The following is a 16,744-nucleotide window of genomic DNA, read 5'->3' on the forward strand; positions in this document are numbered from 1 at the left end:
AAGGCTCCTTATTGCGCCGCAGCAGCGGGGGCTGCAGCTGCTGCAGCAGCGGGTTCAGCGGCCGCTGCAGCGGCTGGTTTCGCCGCGGGCGTGGTGGGCGCAGCGCCCGCAGGCTGCCACGGCACGGCCTTGACCGGCGTGCCAGGCGGCATCATCTGCAGCTTCTGGAAGCCATCGACCATCACCTGCTCGCCGGCCTGGAGGCCCTCTAGCACCACCCATTGCGCGCCCTTGGACGCGCCGAGTTGGATCTTGCGCGGCGCCACCTTGCCATCGGCGCCGACCACCATCACGCTGTCGCCCTGCGCGGTACGCGTCACGGCTTGCTGCGGCAAGGTAATGGCGTTGGTTGCCTGGGCCTGCTCCAACTGCACGCGCACATACAGGCCGGGCAGCAATTCGCCCTTGGCATTGGGCACTTCAGCGCGCAGCAAGATCTGGCCGGTGGTCGGGTCCACCGTCAGGTCAGAAAACAGCAGGCGTCCGGGCTGGGCGTAGGTGCTGCCGTCTTCCAGCACCACGCGCACACTGGCGGCGTTGTCGCCACTGGCTTTTTTGAACTGGCCACCGGCCAGAGCAGCACGCAGCTTCATCACATCGGCGGCCGACTGGGTGAAATTGACGTACATCGGGTTGACCTGCTGGATGACCGCCAGCGGCGTGGCCTCGCCCTGGCCGACCAGCGCGCCCTCGGTGACCAGCGCGCGGCCAATGCGGCCAGAAATCGGCGCCGTCACGCTGGCGTAGCCCATATTGATACGCGCCGTCTGCACGCTGGCCTTGCCGATGGCCACGTCAGCCTCGGCCTGCTTTTGCGCCGCCACGGCGTTGGCGTATTCCTGCTGGCTCACCGCGTGGGCCGCCACCAGCGGCTGGTAGCGCCCGGCCAGTGCTGCGGCCTGGGCCTGGTTGGCCTGGGCACGCGCCAGCGTGGCCTGCGCGCTTTGCAGCGCTGCCGCATACGGTGCGGCGTCAATCACGAACAGCAACTGCCCCGCCTTGACGTCGCTGCCTTCGCGAAACACCCGCTTTTGCAAAATACCGGCGGCGCGGGCCCGCACCTGCGCCACCCGCGAGGCCTCCAGGCGACCGGGCAACTCGGTGATCAAGCCCACATCGCCCGGTTGCACCGTGACCACGCCGACCTCGGGCGCGGGCCTGGCCCCCCCCGGCGCACCGGCACCCGCAGGCGCGTCGCTCTTGCCGCAGGCCGATAGCAGCACGGCCACCGACAACCCTCCAACCACCAGACCCCAGCGCACACGCGCACAAGGCAAGACAGGAACAACAGAGGGTGCAATTTTTGTATTGCGCAAGGCGGGCATGATTTTCCTTTGGAGGCGTAGACAGATGCAACCAATACCACAGACAACAGCGGTGCAGTCGGCCATGGACCGCAGCCGCTGGCTGTAACAAATGCATGAAATGGGAGTGTCGCCGCAGTATACATACATTCTAGAATGTATGTATAGTGACCCTATTGACACCTTTGATGGAGAACTTCGCATGGCCAGACGTACCAAGGCAGACGCCCAGGCAACACGCTCGGGCCTGCTCGATGCAGCCGAACAATTGTTTCAGGCGCGTGGCGTATCACGCACTTCACTGAACGACATTGCGGTGGCGGCGGGCACCACGCGCGGCGCCATTTACTGGCACTTCAAGGACAAGGCCGACCTGTTCAACGCCATGATGGAGCGCGTCACCCTGCCGCTGGAGCAGACGCTGAACGTCACGCAGATGGCGCACTCCAGCGACCCAGTGGCCGACATCCGGCACGCCATGCTCGACGCCCTGCGCCTGATTGCCACCGACGAGCAAACACGCCGCGTGCTCTACATCGCCACGCACCAGGTCGAATACACCGACGAACTGGGCGACGTACAGGCACACCGTGTGGCGGTGCACGGCAATTGCGTCGAGCGCAACCGCAGCAGCCTGGCGCAGGCCTTTGCCCGCCAGAGCGTGGTGCCGCCGGTGCCGCTGGCCTGCGCCGCCCACGGCCTGCAGGCGCTGGTGGAAGGGCTGGTGCAGCACTGGCTGCTCGACTCCAGCGCCTTCGACCTGCTGGAAACCGGTCGCAACGCGCTGGATGTGTACTTTGCCGGGTTGGGACTGCGCAGCCACACGGGGCCTTGGGTACACTCGCCAACCACCTCTGCTGCACAGTGACCTGCTCCATGCCTTCTTCACCACTGCCCCCGACCCAGCGCCCCAACGGCCCCCGCAGCCACTGGCTAATTGCCAGCGTCATGGCCGCCGTGGCCTCTCTGGTGGCAGCGTGCAAAGCACCTCCCGAGCCGCTGCCGGCGGAGGCGGCACAAGCCGCATCGCCGCAGGCCCAGAGCCGCCGACCCAGCACCGACCGACCGATCGGCGCCGCCGCCGTGCCTTCGCCGCCCTCCAGCGCAGCCACACCCCGTGCGTACCGCAAGGACGCAGCCACACACCTGTATGGCCTCAACGCCCCGCGCATCTACCACGGCAAGCTGCCGCCCCTGCTGTATGCCATCGGCGTGCTGGAAGTGGACATCGACCGCAGCGGCGGCATCACCCGCCTGCACTGGATGCGCGCGCCGCGCCATGCCCCCGAAGTTGTGGCCGAGATTGAACGTACCGTGCGCGCGGCCGCGCCGTTTCCGGTGCCCGCGCGCCTGGGGCGTGTGACCTACACCGACACCTGGTTGTGGGACAAAAAAGGCCAGTTCCAGCTCGACACGCTGACCGAAGGCCAGCTCTGAGCGCTTCTGAACACTTCTGCGCGTCCCGGCAGAAGTATGAAAATGTGAGCTATTAGCGCTGACATTACATGTGTTTCAGGCACAAAACACCTTAAAAGCCAATGTATATGAGCGCTACAAGCTCATTTATTCATAGCTTTGGTTTGGGCCTGGCCCTACATACCCGCATACCCCGCTGCGCCGTTCGCGGTTAGAACGCAGGGGTCATCCACCCAGGAAACCCTCCAGGAGGCTTACCCATGCACATCCACCACCCGCTGCTGACCCGCAGCTTTGCTCTGGCGCTGGCCAGCCTCACGGCCTGCAGCAGCGCACCGCCCCCAGCCATGCAGGGCAGCTGTGGTGCAGTCCCCGGCCGCCGCGCAGACCGCCAGCGCCACCTACGACTTCGACATGGACGTGTTCCACCCGGGGTGGTGGCACACAACGGCATGGTCGCCACTGAGCAGGCGCTGGCCTCGCGCATCGGGCTGGACATTCTGCAAAGCGGCGGCAACGCCGTCGATGCGGCTGATCGGCCAGCAAGGCGCCAAGGTGTTCTATGAAGGCACCATTGCCCAAAAAATTGCCGCTGAAATAGCACCGCACCCCGGCGCCCTGACGCTGCAAGATTTGCGTGACTACCAAGTGGTCGAACGCGTGCCGACACGCGGCACCTACCGGGGCTACGACATCATCACTATGTGCCGCCGCCCTCCTCCGGCGGTCCGCACCTGGTGCAGATGCTGAACATGTTGGAGCCTTTAGCTGGTAAAGCTAACACTATACATGTCCGCACCTGGTGCAGATGCTGAACATGTTGGAGCCCCTGCCGCTGGCCCAGTGGGGGCCGAACAGCGCACCAACCATCCACTACCTGGTCGAGAGCATGAAGCTGGCCTACGCCGACCGCGCCGAGTACCTGGGCGACCCCGACTTTGTCAAAATTCCACTCAAGGGGCTGACTTCCAAACGCTACGCCAGCCGCGCTGGCCCAGGGCATCCACCCGAACATGGCGCGTAGCAGCCAAAGCATCCAACCCGGCCAGCCGCAAGCCTATGAGAGCGACCAGACCACGCACTACTCGGTGCTGGACAAGGCCGGCAATGCCGTGGCCGTGACCTATACGCTGAACACCAACTTCGGCAGCGGCATCGTCGCCAGCGGCACCGGCATTTTGCTGAACAATGAGATGGATGATTTTTCTGCCAAACCCGGCGTGGCCAACGCCTATGGCCTGGTCGGCGGCGACGCCAATGCCGTGGCGCCAAAAAAGCGCCCCTTGTCATCGATGACGCCGACGCTGGTGCTCAAGGACGGCCAGCCCACCGTGGTCACCGGCAGCCCCGGCGGCGCGCGCATCATCACCACGGTGCTGCAAACGGTGCTCAACACCATCGATTTCGAGATGAACCCCGCCGAAGCCGCCGCCACGCCGCGCGTGCACCACCAGTGGACGCCCGACGAGTTGCGCATCGAAAAAGGCCTCAGCCCCGACACCATCGCGCTGCTGAAACAGCGCGGCCACACCGTGGTGCTGAAACCCGCCATGGGCCGCACACAAACCATCCAGCGACGCGGCGGCATGCTGTACGGCGCCTCGGACCCGCGCAACCTGGATGGCATGACGCTGGGCTATTGAGCCCCCCACAGTCCCACTGCCGTAAAAAAAGCCCTGATCTGGCGATCAGGGCTTTGCTTTTTCAGCGCGCTCTCAGCGCCGTGCTAGCGCCTTGTCAGTGCTGTTTATGCCCCGTCCCAGCGGCGCAGCACCAGGCTGGCATTGGTGCCGCCAAAACCGAAGCTGTTCGACAACACCGTGGTCAGCTGCGCATCGCGCGCCGTGCGCACGATAGGCATGCCATCGGCGGCGGGATCGAGGTTCTCGATGTGGGCCGAGCCGGCGATAAAGCCGCCTTGCAGCATGTACAGGCAGTAAATCGCCTCTTGCACCCCGGTCGCACCTTGCGAGTGGCCGGTGAGCGACTTGGTCGATGAAAACGGTGGCACCGCCTCGCCAAACACCTCGCGCAGCGCGCGCAACTCGGGCAGGTCGCCCACGGGGGTGGAGGTGCCGTGGGTGTTGACGTAGTCGATGGTGGCGTTGCCGGCATCAGCGATGGCTTGGCGCATGCAGTGGATGGCGCCGTCACCAGAGGGGGCCACCATATCCTCGCCGTCGGACGACAGGCCAAAGCCGACGATCTCGGCCAGGATGGTGGCGCCACGCGCCTGGGCGTGCTCCAGACTCTCCAGCACCAGCGCGCCACCGCCGCCGGCGATGACAAAACCGTCGCGATCGACGTCATAAGGCCGCGAGGCTGTCTCGGGCGTGTCGTTGAATTTGCTGGACATGGCGCCCATGCCGTCAAACAGCAGCGCCAAGCCCCACGAGAGCTCTTCGCCGCCGCCAGCAAACATCACGTCCTGCAGGCCAAAAGCAATCTGCTGGGCGGCCATGCCCACACAGTGGGCCGAGGTGCTGCAGGCCGAGGTGATCGAAAAATTGACGCCCTTGATGGCAAATGCGGTAGACAGGTTGGCCGACACGGTTGAGCCCATGCAGCGCGTCACTTGGTAGGGACCAACACGGCGAATGCCTTTGCTGCGCAGCGTGTCGGCGGCTTCGATCTGGTTGGCTGGCGAGCCGCCGCCCGAACCCATGATCAGGCCGGTGCGCGGGTGCGACACCTGTGCGGGCGCGAGCCCCGACTGCGCGATGGCATCTTTGAGCGATACATAGGCGTAGGCCGCAGCATCCCCCATGAAGCGGCGCAGCTTGCGGTCGATGAGCGCATCCAGATCGATCTGCGGCACGCCCGCCACCTGGCTGCGCAGCCCGAGTTCGGTGAACTCGGGCATGGCACGGATGCCGGATTTGCCTTCGCGCAGCGATTCGGTGACGGCCTGCTGGTCATTGCCGATGCACGAGACAATACCCGCACCTGTGATGACGACGCGCTTTTTCGTGATCATGCCGAGACTCCCTCTGTGGGTGCTCCGACTGTCGCGTCGTCGCGTTTGAACAGGCCCACGCGCAGGTCGTTGGCCACGTAAATTTCCTTGCCATCGGCCAACAGGCGGGCATCGCCAATGGCCATCACCAGCTTGCGCTTGATGACGCGCTTGATGTCGATCTCATAGGTCACCTTTTTGACGTCCGGGCCGACTTCGCCGGTGAACTTGACCTCCCCCGCGCCCAAAGCGCGGCCCTTGCCTGGCAGCTGCAGCCAGGTCAGGTAAAAGCCGATCAGTTGCCACATGGCGTCCAATCCCAGGCAACCGGGCATGACCGGGTCGCCCTGGAAGTGACAGGCAAAAAACCACAGATCGGGGGTGACATCCAGCTCGGCGCGGATCAGTCCCAAGCCATGGGCACCGCCGTCGCCATCGATGTGGGTGATGCGGTCAAACATCAGCATGGGCGGCAGCGGCAAACGGCCGCTATCGGGGCCAAACAATTTGCCCTCGCCAGAAGCGATCAATTGGTCGTAGGAAAAAGAATCTGCCATTTTCAGTTGTGCTCCAGAACAGCGGCCGCGGCCGCCTCGGGGTTTCAGTGTGCCTGGTGGGCGCCGGTGCGCCAATCCTCAGCCCGTGCCCGGCAGCTCGCCACAGCCACGCGCTGAAACGTTCTATTATCAAGGCACTGCTGCCAGCGGTTGTGATGCCTGGTTCACGCAGCTTGATATAGCCCGCCTCGGCAGCATAAAAATCGGCCCTTTTGCCAATGCCGCCGACCGCACATACCCCTACAAGCACATTTTCTCGCCACAGCGCTCTGAGACAATCAGGGCCATGAGCACTTCTTTCGCCCCCCTCACCAACGACACCTTCCTGCGTGCCTGCCGGCGCCAGGCCACTGACTACACGCCTTTGTGGCTGATGCGCCAAGCAGGCCGCTATCTGCCGGAATACAAGGCGACGCGCGCCAAGGCGGGCAGTTTCATGGGCCTGGCGACCAATGTGGACTACGCCACTGAAGTCACTTTGCAGCCGCTGGAGCGCTTTGCGCTGGACGCCGCCATCCTGTTCAGCGACATCCTCACTGTGCCCGACGCCATGGGCCTGGGTCTGACGTTTGCCGAGGGCGAAGGCCCGCGTTTTGCCCAATCCATCCGCACCGAGGCCGATGTGGCCCAGCTAGCCGTGCCCGACATGGACAAGCTGCGCTACGTGTTTGATGCCGTCACCAGCATCCGCCGCGCCCTGCATGGCCGCGTGCCGTTGATCGGCTTTTCGGGCAGCCCGTGGACGCTGGCCTGCTACATGGTCGAGGGCAAGGGCTCGCAAGACTACCGCTGGGTCAAGGGCCTGATGTACAGCCGCCCTGACCTGATGCACCGCATCCTGGCCATCAACGCCGACGCCGTGGCGCAGTACCTGAACGCGCAAATCGACGCCGGCGCGCAAGCCGTGATGATTTTTGACAGCTGGGGCGGCGTGCTGGCCGATGGCGCGTTCCAGGAATTCAGCCTGGCCTACACCAGCCGCGTGCTGGCGCAGCTCAAGCGCACGGGTCCGGATGGTCAGGATGTGCCGCGTCTGGTCTTCACCAAGGGCGGCGCGCTGTGGCTGGAAGACATGCGCCCGCTGGACTGTGAAGTGCTGGGCCTGGACTGGACCGCCAACTTGGGCCGCGCGCGCGCCCTGGTCGGCGGCGACGTCGGCGGCCCTGGCAAGGCGCTGCAAGGCAACATCGACCCGAACGTACTGTTTGCACCGCCAGCGCAGATCGAGCAACAAGTGGCGCGTGTGCTCAACAGCTTTGGCCAACCGCACACCGACGCTAGCACCACCGGGCCGACGCACATCTTTAACCTCGGCCACGGCATCAGCCAGTTCACGCCGCCCGAGCACGTCAGCGCGCTGGTCGAAGCCGTACACAGCCAATCGCGCGCAATGCGCCAAAGCTGATCGGGTTGCACCGGCGGGTTGCACCGGCGCGATAGCCGGGCGGGCGCGCTAAGTGATTGATTTATATAGTCACGAGCGACTGCCCTTTTGCTGAGCAAAGTGTTGCAAGCCCCGTGTTTGCAAGGCTTGCCGCCCAACACAAGACAGTTATCCACAAAGTTATCCACAGAAATTCTGAATAGCTGTCAAAACCCCAGGAAAATCAAGCACTTGCGCTGTTGCCGGCGAACAGGGAGTGATTTTCCCGCGTTTACTACCACAAATCGAGACTGACAAAGCCCTTGACACACCGGCCAGATGCAACTTATGCACAAAAAACAAAGGACACTACCGTCCGCTGATGGGCCGCTACAACCGCTCAACCAACCCCAAAAATACCAAAAAAATCATTGATTCATAAGGATTTATTTACCTGCAGCAGTAAATCTGTGACACCCTGAAACCTCACCAAGCCAGCACCTTTGCCATCCTTGCGCGCAGGATGTCAACAAAGTTATCCACAGAAACAGTGCCCGTCGCCCTGAAACGCCTCGCAATGCCCCAGGAGCAGGGGCTGGCAGCAAAATCATGCCTCTGCCTTCCACCCCCGCTGGATCCCACCCTTGCCCTTGTCTACCCTTGTATCACCTCCGTTGCCGCCGCTGTCTGCCGCCCTTGCCACGCCGGCCTTGGTCCCGGTGGCCGTGCAAACCCCGACCCACAGCGGCTTGGGCGAATTGCTCAGCTACGCCTGTGAGCGTCCGCTGGCACCGGGCACGCTGGTGCGCGTGCCGCTGGGCGCGCGCGACGTGCTCGGCGTGGTCTGGGAGGGCGTGGCAGAGCTCCCGCCCGGTAGGAGTGCTCGCCCTGTCAGCGGGGTGCTGGACGGCATCGCACCGCTGGACGCGCACTGGCGCAGGCTGGTGGCCTTTGCCGCACGCTACTACCAGCGCAGCCTGGGCGAGATCGCGCTAGCCGCCCTGCCGCCGCAACTGCGCGACCTGGGCCCCGAGCAACTGGCACGTCGCCTGCGCCGTCCAGCCGCCAAAGCAGGCGCTGGCGCAGCCGAAAACACGACACCTTTGATAGCACTCAGCACAGAACAGCAAAGCGCCATAGCCCAAATCAATGTACATCCTGGGCCGTTTTTGCTGTTTGGCAGCACTGGCAGCGGCAAGACCGAGGTCTATCTGCGCTGCGTGCAGGAGGCGCTGGACGCCAATGCCGACGCGCAGGCGCTGGTGATGGTGCCGGAAATCAACCTGACACCGCAACTGCAAGAGCGCTTCACCGCCCGTTTTGGCGCAGACAGCGTGGTCTCGCTGCACAGCGGCATGACCAATCCGCAGCGCCTCAAAAGCTGGCTGGCCGCGCACAGCGGCGCCGCACGCATCGTACTGGGCACGCGCCTGGCGGTGTTTGCGTCGCTGCCGGGGCTGAAGCTCATCGTCGTCGATGAAGAGCACGACGCCAGCTACAAGCAGCAAGAGGGCGCGCGCTACTCAGCGCGTGACTTGGCGATTTGGCGCGGGCGCGAGCAACACGCCAAAGTCATCCTCGGCTCGGCCACGCCGTCGCTGGAGAGCTGGTACGCCAGTCGTCCCGCGACTGAGGATGACCCCGGCGGACGCTACTTGCGCTTGGAGATGCCCAGCCGCATCGCATCGGGTGACAACGCCGGCAGCCTGCCGGTGCTGCGGGTGGTCAACATGAACCACCAGCCCCGGCGCACGGTGTTCTCGGCACCGCTGCTGGCCGCGCTGCAACAGCGGGTCGAGCGCGGCGAGCAGTGCATGATTTTGCTGAATCGCCGGGGTTATGCCCCGGTGCTGCACTGCGCCGACTGCGACTGGAAAAGCGACTGTCCGCACTGCAGCGCGCACCAAGTGTTTCACCGCATCGACCGCACGCTGCGCTGCCACCACTGCGGCTACAGCGTGCGCGTGCCGCGCGCCTGCCCCGGCTGCGGTAGCCCCGACATCACCGCCATCGGCCAGGGCACCGAGCAACTCGAAGAGCAGCTCAGCCTCCTGCTCGCCGGTGTGCTGCGCCCCGACGGTCAGCCGGCCAAAGTCGCGCGCATCGACACCGACACCACACGACTGAAAGGCACGCTGGAAACGCAATTGGCGCAGGTGCATTCGGGCGAGATCGATGTGCTGATCGGCACACAAATGGTCGCCAAAGGCCACGACTTTCGCCGCATCACGCTGGTAGCGGCGGTGCAGCCCGATGGCGCACTGTTTTCCAGCGACTTTCGCGCGCCCGAGCGCTTGTTTGCGCTGCTGCTGCAAGCCAGCGGCCGCGCCGGGCGCGATGCGCAGTACGTCGCCGCACAGGGCAGCCGCAGCGAGATGTGGCTGCAAACCTTCCATCCCGAGCACGCCATCGTCGCCGCGCTGCGCCAGCACGACTACCCGGCCTTTGCCGCGCAGCAGCTGCAAGAGCGCCGCGATGCCGCCATGCCGCCGTTCGCTTTCCAAGCGCTGGTGCGGGCCGACGCGCGTACGCAAGAGGTCGCGCAAGGCTTTCTGCAAGCTGCCAGCGACGCCGCCCGCGCCCACGCTTTGGCCGGGCTGGAACACATCACGCTGTATCCGCCGGTGCCGTTGACCATCCAGCGCGTCGCCAATGTCGAACGGGCGCAAATGCTGCTGGAGTCGCCCTCGCGCACCGCGCTGCAACGCTTTTTGGCGGCGTGGCAACCGCTGCTGCACGCTACGCGCAGCCAGCCCGAGCACAAAAGCTTGGTGCGCTGGTTGGTCGATGTCGATCCGCTGGCGATTTGACCCGCGCAGCACCTGCTGTAGGTGCATAAATATAGTGTTTTATGCCTCTAGCCCTTATGCAGTAAGCGCTAGCAGCTATGGTTTTAGATTGGCCCGCCAGCCGCTCAGGGCATCAGCCGGTAACCCACCGCCGTTTCAGTCAGCAGGTGGCGTGGCTGGGTAGGCTGCTCCTCGAGCTTTTGGCGCAGGTTGGCCATGTACACGCGCAGGTAGTGGTTGTCTTCAATGTGCGACGGCCCCCACACGGCCTTGAGCAGTTGGTAGTGCGTCAGCACCCTGCCAGCGTGGGTGACCAAGTGCGTCAGCAGGCGGTATTCAATCGGTGTCAGGTGGACCGGCTGGCCTTGGCGCAACACGCGGCGCTGCACTAAATCGACTTCGACCTGACCAAAGCGAAACGGTGCAGGGTCTTCGCCTTGGCGCGCAGCGTTGGTTTGACCGCGGCGCAGCGCCACGCGCACCCGCGCCATCAGCTCGCCCACGCCAAACGGCTTGGTCAAATAGTCGTCGGCGCCGGCATCGAGTGCGGCGATTTTGTCGGCCTCATCCGAACGCGCCGACAGCACGATCACCGGCACATTCGACCAAGCGCGCAGGTCTTGCAGGTAGTGGATGCCGTCGTCGTCCGGTAGGCCCAAGTCGAGGATGACCAGATCGGGGCGGCGCGTGCCGGCGTCGATCAGCCCTTGGCGCACGGTGTCGGTCTCGTGCACTTGCCAGCCCTCAGCCTGCAGCGCAACGCGCACAAAGCGGCGAATGGCGGCTTCGTCCTCAACGATCAGTGCAATGGGGGGTGCTTCAGTGGCCATGGAAAGGTACGGGGACTATAGGAGTGATATGGGCGGCGTAACAGCGGTTTGTGGCTCGGCTTCGTCCTCCGGGGTCGGCAGGCTGGGCGGTGTCCCTAAGGGCAGGCTCAGGTAAAAAGTCGCGCCGCCTAGAGGTGCGCGCTCGGCCCAGATGCTGCCTTGGTGCGCGGTCATGATGGCACGGCAAATCGCCAAGCCGAGGCCGACGCCGGGAATGCTTGATTCACGCTCACCACGGGTGAATTTTTCAAACAGCAGATCGGCACTGCCAGCCGGCAAGCCGGGGCCGTTGTCGCTGACGCACAGCAGCAGATCGGGGCTGCGCACGCTGGCACTGACGGTGATGGTGCTGCCGGGCGGCGTGTATTTGACGGCGTTTTCCAGCAGGTTGCACAGCACACGCTCGATCAGCACCGCATCGAGGTGTACCAAGGGCAGCGCGGCGGGCACGTCGGTGTGCACCGGGTGGCCAGCCAATGCGCCGCGCATTGCCTGTAGCGCGCTGCCCACCACCTCATCGACCGGTAGCCACTGGCGGCGCAGGTGCACCGTGCCGCTTTGCAGGCGTGCCATGTCCAGCAGGTTGTTCACCATGGCATTGATGCGCTGCGCTTCTTGGCGCAGTGCGGCGGTCAGGTCACGCGCTGGCGCTGACAAGTCAGGCAGCGCGGCCAAGGTGTCAGCCAAGCCATAGACCACCGCCAGCGGCGTGCGCAGATCGTGCGACAGCGCCGACAGCAGCGAGTTGCGCAGCCGCTCGGACTCGATACCGACCATGGCCACCTGCGCCACGTCGATGTAATGCACGCGTTCTAGCGACTGGCCAATGATGCGGGCATAGGTCTCCAGCTGTTCGCGCAGCTCGGGCAGCATCACACTGCGCGTGGAGCCGGGGCGCAGCGCCAGCACACCGCGCGTGCGCATCGGCGCTCTCAAAGGCAGGTACAGCCAAGCGCTGCCGGGCAGGGTGTCGGTGAACATTCCGGCGGGTTCGCCTTGGTCAAACGCCCAGCGCGCCGTACCTAAATCAGGCTGGTCGGCCCCGGACAGTGCCACTTGGCGCAGCGACGGCTGCAATTGGTCTTGGGCATCCACAAAATACACCAGCGCCACGCCTTGCACCTCGTTGCCCAAGCTGTGCTCGGCCAGTTGCAGCACCTGTTCCATCTGCAAAGCGCCGGCCAGTTCGCGCGTCAGCTCAAACAGACGCCGGGCGCGCCGCTCGCGCTCGTTGGCCACCTCGGCCTGGTAGCGCAGACCGGCGGTCAGCTGACCGATGATCAGCCCCACGGCCAGCATCACGCCAAACGTCATCAGGTACTGCACGTCCGAGACGGCAAAGCTCATGCGCGGCATGACAAAGAAAAAGTCGAGCAGTCCGACACTGAAAAAAGACGCCAGCACCGCCGGCCCACGCCCCAGCCGCAGCGCCACCACCGCCACGCACAGCAGGTAAATCATGACGATGTTGGCGGTATCAAAGTGCCATTGCAGCGGCCAGCTCAGCGCCGTGGCTCCTAAGCAGGCAGCGGCGGTCAGGCCATAGCGCCGCATGTTGCCACTCCAGCGGCGTTCTTGCTCTTGCGCTTGGGCTTGCTCGCGTGCGGGGCGGCTTAACGGGCTGGGGCGCTTTTTTTGCGTGACTACCGATATCAAATCCAGATCGTCGGCGCTGTCGGCCAGCACCCGGGCCAGCGGCCAGCGCCCGCGCAGCCGCAACCACCAGGGCGGCGTCGTCTCGCGCCCCAGCACCAGCTTGGCCAAGTTGTGTTCGCGCGCATAACCAATTAAGGCGCTGGCCACGTCTTGCGCCGTCAGCACTGCCGTAGTCGCACCCAAGTCAGCAGCTAGCCGCACCACGCGCAAGGTGCGCTCGCGCTGCGCATCAGGCAGGCGCCGCAGCGCCATGGTTTCGACGTACACCGCGTGCCACGGCACGCTCAATTGCTGCGCCAACAGGGCGGCGCTGCGCACCACGCTGTCGGCACCGGGCGAATCGCTGATGGCGCACAAGATGGCACCGTCGGTCTTCCAGACTTGGCCAATGCGCCGGGTGCTGCGCCACGCCTGCACATCGTCTTCGACGCGGTCAGCGGTGCGGCGCAAGGCCAGTTCGCGCAAGGCCATCAGGTTGCCTTTGCGAAAGAAGTTGCTCGCCGCGCGCTCGGCCTGCGGCCCCAAATACACCTTGCCGGCCTTCAGCCGTGCCAGCAGTTCTTCGGCCGGGGTATCGACCATCACCACCTCATCGGCGCGGTCGAAAAAAGTGTCCGGCAAGGTCTCTTGCACCCGGATGCCGGTGATGCCACCGACCACGTCGTTCAGGCTCTCTAGGTGCTGCACGTTGAGCGTGCTGTAAACGTTGATGCCGTTGGCCAGCAGCTCTTCCACGTCCTGCCAGCGCTTGGGGTGGCGCGAGCCGGGCACGTTGGAATGCGCCAGCTCGTCCACCAACACCAGTGCCGGGCGGCGTTGCAGGGCGGCGTCTAAATCAAACTCGGGCAACTCCTTGCCGCGGTACGACAGCGCTTTGGCCGGCAGGGTGGGCAAGCCGGCAAACAGCCCCTGCGTTTCGCTGCGGCCATGGGTTTCGACCACGCCGGCCAGCACGTCCACGCCCTCGGTGTGCAGCTTGTGCGCGGCCTGCAGCATGGCGTAGGTTTTGCCGACCCCCGCCGACGAGCCAAAGTAAATGCGCAGCTTGCCGCGCGCGGTAGCCGCATCGGCCTCGCGCATCTCGGCCAGCAAGGCGTCGGGGTTGGGGCGGTGGTCGTCGGGCATGGCTTCAGTTCACCTGCATTGTGCTGCGCGTGCGGCAGCGGTTTTTAGCGCTGCGCATCCAGCGCCAAGTTCAACTGCAGCACGTTGACGCGCGGCTCGCCCAGCACCGCCAAATCACGCCCCTCAGTGTGGGCCTCGATCAGCGACTGCACCTGCGACAGCGACAGCAAACGCTCGCGCGCCACACGTGCTGCTTGGTATTGCGCCGCTGCCACGCTGATGTGCGGATCGAGGCCACTGGACGATGCTGTCACCAAATCAGACGGCACCGGCTGCAGGTTGCCCGGGTCGGCGGCGCGCAGCGCGGCGATGCGCTCCTGCACCGCGTCCCGCAGCGCTGGGTTCAGCGGCCCTTGGTTAGAGCCGCCCGAAGCGGCGGCGTTGTAAGGCACGGGTGCTGTCGCCGAAGGCCGGCCCCAGAAGTGGTTCGGCGCGCTGAAGTGCTGGCCAATCAGCTTTGATCCGACGACCACGCCATCACGCTCCATCAGGCTGCCGGCGGCTTGGCGCGGAAACACTGCTTGGCCGACGCCGGTGACCAGCAACGGATAGACAAGGCCGGTGAGGACGCTGAGCAGCGCCAACAGCACCAGCGCGGGACGTAACAAGTTTTTCATGACAATTCCTTTGCGCAGACGGCGTCAGATCAGGTGGGTGGCGACCAACAACAGGTCGATCAGCTTGATGCCAATGAACGGCACGATCAGGCCGCCCAAGCCGTACACCAGCAGGTTGCGGCGCAGCAGCGCAGCAGCGCCAACAGCGCGGTAAGGCACACCCTTGAGGGCCAGCGGAATCAGCGCAACGATGATCAGCGCGTTAAAAATCACCGCCGACAAAATCGCCGACGACGGGCTGTGCAGGCCCATCACATTCAGCGCGGCCAACTGCGGGTACACGCCGACAAACATCGCCGGGATGATGGCGAAATACTTGGCCACGTCGTTGGCAATCGAGAACGTCGTCAGCGCGCCGCGCGTCATCAGCAGCTGCTTGCCGGTCTCGACAATCTCCAGCAACTTGGTCGGGTTGGAGTCCAAATCGACCATGTTGCCGGCCTCTTTGGCCGCCTGCGTGCCGCTGTTCATGGCCACGGCCACGTCGGCTTGGGCCAGTGCTGGCGCGTCGTTGGTGCCGTCGCCGGTCATGGCTACCAGCCGACCTTCGGCTTGGTAGTCGCGGATCAGCTGCAGCTTGGCCTCGGGCGTGGCCTCGGCCATAAAGTCATCCACACCGGCCTCGGCGGCAATCGCGGCGGCAGTCAGGCGGTTGTCGCCGGTGATCATCACCGTCTTGATGCCCATGCGGCGCAGCTCGGCAAAGCGCTCTTTGATGCCGCCTTTGACGATGTCTTTCAGCTCGACCACGCCCAGCACCTGCGCACCATCAACCACCACCAGCGGTGTGCTGCCGCGCCGTGCCACGGCTTCGACGGCGCTTTGCACCTCTGCCGGAAAGCGGCCACCGCAGGCCTCAACGTAGCGGCGCACCGAGTCAGACGCGCCCTTGCGGATGCTGCGCTGCGGTGCGGCGGCGTCGCCAAAATCGACACCGCTCATGCGTGTTTGCGCGGTGAACGGCACAAAGTGCGCCTCTAAACCGGCCAGTTCGCGTTCGCGCAGGTTAAAGCGCGTTTTGGCCAGCACCACGATGCTGCGGCCCTCGGGTGTTTCGTCGGCCAGCGAGGCCAGTTGCGCCGCGTCGGCCAATTGCTCTTCGGTCACGCCGGGTGCTGGCACCAACACGCTGGCTTGGCGGTTGCCCAAGGTGATGGTGCCGGTCTTGTCCAACATCAGCACGTCCACATCGCCAGCGGCCTCGACCGCACGGCCCGAGGTGGCAATCACGTTGGCGCGCATCATGCGGCTCATGCCGGCGACGCCAATCGCCGACAGCAAACCGCCAATGGTGGTCGGAATCAGACACACCAGCAAAGCCACCAGTGCGGTGATCGACACCACCGTACCGCTGCCCGCCACGCTCACGTTGAACATCGAGAACGGCAACAGCGTCACCGTCACCACCAAGAACACCAGCGTCAGTGCCACCAGCAAGATGGTCAGAGCGATTTCGTTGGGCGTCTTTTGGCGCTTGGCACCTTCGACCATCGAAATCATCCGATCCAAGAATGACTCGCCCGGATTGACGGTAATGCGCACCACCAGCCAGTCCGACAGCACGCGCGTGCCGCCGGTGACCGACGAGAAGTCACCGCCCGACTCGCGGATGACGGGCGCTGACTCGCCGGTGATGGCGCTCTCGTCCACCGAGGCCACGCCTTCGATCACTTCACCATCCAGCGGAACGGTGCCCATGTCACCGACCTCGACCAGCACCACATCGCCCTTGCGCAGTTCGCCCGACTGGATCGGCAGCCACTGCGCGCCGTAGTGCGGCTCGGTCAGCTTGCGCGCCCAAGTTTCGGTTTTCAGCCCGCGCAGCGCGGCGGCTTGGGCTTTGGAGCGGCCCTCGGCCAGCGCCTCGGCAAAGTTGGCAAACAGCACCGTGAACCACAGCCACAGCGCAATCGCCAAGATAAAGCCCGAGCCCTCGGTGCCGGCCACTGCCGGGTCGCCCAAGCTCATCAGCCACAGCAGGCTGGTCAGCAAGCTGCCGGCGTAGACCACGAACATCACCGGGTTGCGCCACTGCACGCGCGGGTCGAGTTTGGCGAAAGCCTGCACCAGTGACGGTTTCAGCAACGCTGGGTCCAGAAAAGAAAGTTTGTTTTGCGTATTCATGGTGTGG

Annotated in this window: 12 protein-coding genes and 1 pseudogene; 6 read left to right on the top strand and 7 right to left on the bottom strand. The window is 64.7% G+C overall.

Annotated features, from left to right (window positions below; all coding sequences use genetic code 11):
- Positions 1-8: 8 nt before the first annotated feature.
- Positions 9-1,325, bottom strand: coding sequence for an efflux RND transporter periplasmic adaptor subunit (locus Q390_RS0111540; RefSeq protein WP_084153885.1), 1,317 nt, complete (start codon positions 1,323-1,325; stop codon positions 9-11).
- A gap of 181 nt (positions 1,326-1,506) precedes the next feature.
- On the opposite strand from Q390_RS0111540, the gene Q390_RS18315 reads away from it, so the two are divergent.
- The 4 genes and pseudogenes from Q390_RS18315 to Q390_RS18320 form a co-directional block, all read left to right on the top strand.
- Positions 1,507-2,172, top strand: coding sequence for a TetR family transcriptional regulator (locus tag Q390_RS18315; protein WP_051603200.1), 666 nt, complete (start codon positions 1,507-1,509; stop codon positions 2,170-2,172).
- A gap of 80 nt (positions 2,173-2,252) precedes the next feature.
- Positions 2,253-2,741 carry a hypothetical protein gene (locus tag Q390_RS0111550; RefSeq protein WP_027996201.1) on the top strand — a complete coding sequence of 163 codons (489 nt, stop codon included), beginning with the start codon at positions 2,253-2,255 and terminating at the stop codon, positions 2,739-2,741.
- A 239-nt stretch (positions 2,742-2,980) separates the two neighbouring features.
- Positions 2,981-3,286, top strand: coding sequence for a hypothetical protein (locus tag Q390_RS20340; protein WP_245606910.1), 306 nt, complete (start codon positions 2,981-2,983; stop codon positions 3,284-3,286).
- A pseudogene (locus Q390_RS18320) lies at positions 3,243-4,363 on the top strand (gamma-glutamyltransferase family protein); the annotation flags it as partial. The gene Q390_RS20340 and the pseudogene Q390_RS18320, both read left to right, overlap by 44 nt.
- 104 nt (positions 4,364-4,467) lie before the next feature.
- Here Q390_RS18320 and fabB read toward each other — a convergent pair.
- On the bottom strand, positions 4,468-5,697 hold the full coding sequence (fabB, locus tag Q390_RS0111560) for a beta-ketoacyl-ACP synthase I (protein WP_211250455.1): 1,230 nt from the start codon (positions 5,695-5,697) through the stop codon (positions 4,468-4,470).
- Positions 5,694-6,233, bottom strand: coding sequence for a 3-hydroxyacyl-[acyl-carrier-protein] dehydratase FabA (gene fabA, locus Q390_RS0111565; protein ID WP_027996203.1), 540 nt, complete (start codon positions 6,231-6,233; stop codon positions 5,694-5,696). The genes fabB and fabA overlap by 4 nt, the downstream gene beginning before the upstream one ends.
- 286 nt (positions 6,234-6,519) lie before the next feature.
- On the opposite strand from fabA, the gene hemE reads away from it, so the two are divergent.
- Positions 6,520-7,638, top strand: a complete 1,119-nt coding sequence (gene hemE, locus Q390_RS0111570; RefSeq protein WP_027996204.1) for a uroporphyrinogen decarboxylase — start codon at positions 6,520-6,522, stop codon at positions 7,636-7,638.
- A 608-nt stretch (positions 7,639-8,246) separates the two neighbouring features.
- Entirely contained in the window at positions 8,247-10,406 is a 2,160-nt protein-coding gene (gene priA, locus Q390_RS0111575; RefSeq protein ID WP_425423947.1) for a replication restart helicase PriA, read from the top strand.
- Positions 10,407-10,510: 104 nt separating this feature from the next.
- Here priA and kdpE read toward each other — a convergent pair whose 3' ends face one another.
- From kdpE to kdpB, 4 genes are read right to left on the bottom strand one after another with little or no spacing between them, the layout of a single operon-like run.
- On the bottom strand, positions 10,511-11,215 hold the full coding sequence (gene kdpE / locus Q390_RS0111580) for a two-component system response regulator KdpE (protein ID WP_027996206.1): 705 nt from the start codon (positions 11,213-11,215) through the stop codon (positions 10,511-10,513).
- Positions 11,216-11,230: 15 nt separating this feature from the next.
- On the bottom strand, positions 11,231-13,996 hold the full coding sequence (locus tag Q390_RS0111585) for a DUF4118 domain-containing protein (protein ID WP_027996207.1): 2,766 nt from the start codon (positions 13,994-13,996) through the stop codon (positions 11,231-11,233).
- A 44-nt stretch (positions 13,997-14,040) separates the two neighbouring features.
- On the bottom strand, positions 14,041-14,613 hold the full coding sequence (kdpC, locus tag Q390_RS0111590; RefSeq protein ID WP_027996208.1) for a potassium-transporting ATPase subunit KdpC: 573 nt from the start codon (positions 14,611-14,613) through the stop codon (positions 14,041-14,043).
- A 24-nt stretch (positions 14,614-14,637) separates the two neighbouring features.
- Positions 14,638-16,737, bottom strand: coding sequence for a potassium-transporting ATPase subunit KdpB (gene kdpB / locus Q390_RS0111595; protein WP_027996209.1), 2,100 nt, complete (start codon positions 16,735-16,737; stop codon positions 14,638-14,640).
- Positions 16,738-16,744: the final 7 nt, after the last annotated feature.

The organism is Simplicispira psychrophila DSM 11588 (assembly GCF_000688255.1).
Lineage (GTDB): Bacteria > Pseudomonadota > Gammaproteobacteria > Burkholderiales > Burkholderiaceae_C > Simplicispira > Simplicispira psychrophila.

What these genes read in the sequence shown, in the direction of transcription:
- kdpC (WP_027996208.1), bottom strand. Translation starts at nt 14,613, where the DNA reads ATGAAAAACTTGTTACGTCCCGCGCTGGTGCTGTTGGCGCTGCTCAGC.
- Q390_RS18315 (WP_051603200.1), top strand. Translation starts at nt 1,507, where the DNA reads ATGGCCAGACGTACCAAGGCAGACGCCCAGGCAACACGCTCGGGCCTG.
- fabA (WP_027996203.1), bottom strand. Translation starts at nt 6,233, where the DNA reads ATGGCAGATTCTTTTTCCTACGACCAATTGATCGCTTCTGGCGAGGGC.
- hemE (WP_027996204.1), top strand. Translation starts at nt 6,520, where the DNA reads ATGAGCACTTCTTTCGCCCCCCTCACCAACGACACCTTCCTGCGTGCC.
- Q390_RS20340 (WP_245606910.1), top strand. Translation starts at nt 2,981, where the DNA reads ATGCACATCCACCACCCGCTGCTGACCCGCAGCTTTGCTCTGGCGCTG.
- Q390_RS0111550 (WP_027996201.1), top strand. Translation starts at nt 2,253, where the DNA reads ATGGCCGCCGTGGCCTCTCTGGTGGCAGCGTGCAAAGCACCTCCCGAG.
- kdpB (WP_027996209.1), bottom strand. Translation starts at nt 16,737, where the DNA reads ATGAATACGCAAAACAAACTTTCTTTTCTGGACCCAGCGTTGCTGAAA.
- fabB (WP_211250455.1), bottom strand. Translation starts at nt 5,697, where the DNA reads ATGATCACGAAAAAGCGCGTCGTCATCACAGGTGCGGGTATTGTCTCG.
- Q390_RS0111540 (WP_084153885.1), bottom strand. Translation starts at nt 1,325, where the DNA reads ATGCCCGCCTTGCGCAATACAAAAATTGCACCCTCTGTTGTTCCTGTC.
- Q390_RS0111585 (WP_027996207.1), bottom strand. Translation starts at nt 13,996, where the DNA reads ATGCCCGACGACCACCGCCCCAACCCCGACGCCTTGCTGGCCGAGATG.
- kdpE (WP_027996206.1), bottom strand. Translation starts at nt 11,215, where the DNA reads ATGGCCACTGAAGCACCCCCCATTGCACTGATCGTTGAGGACGAAGCC.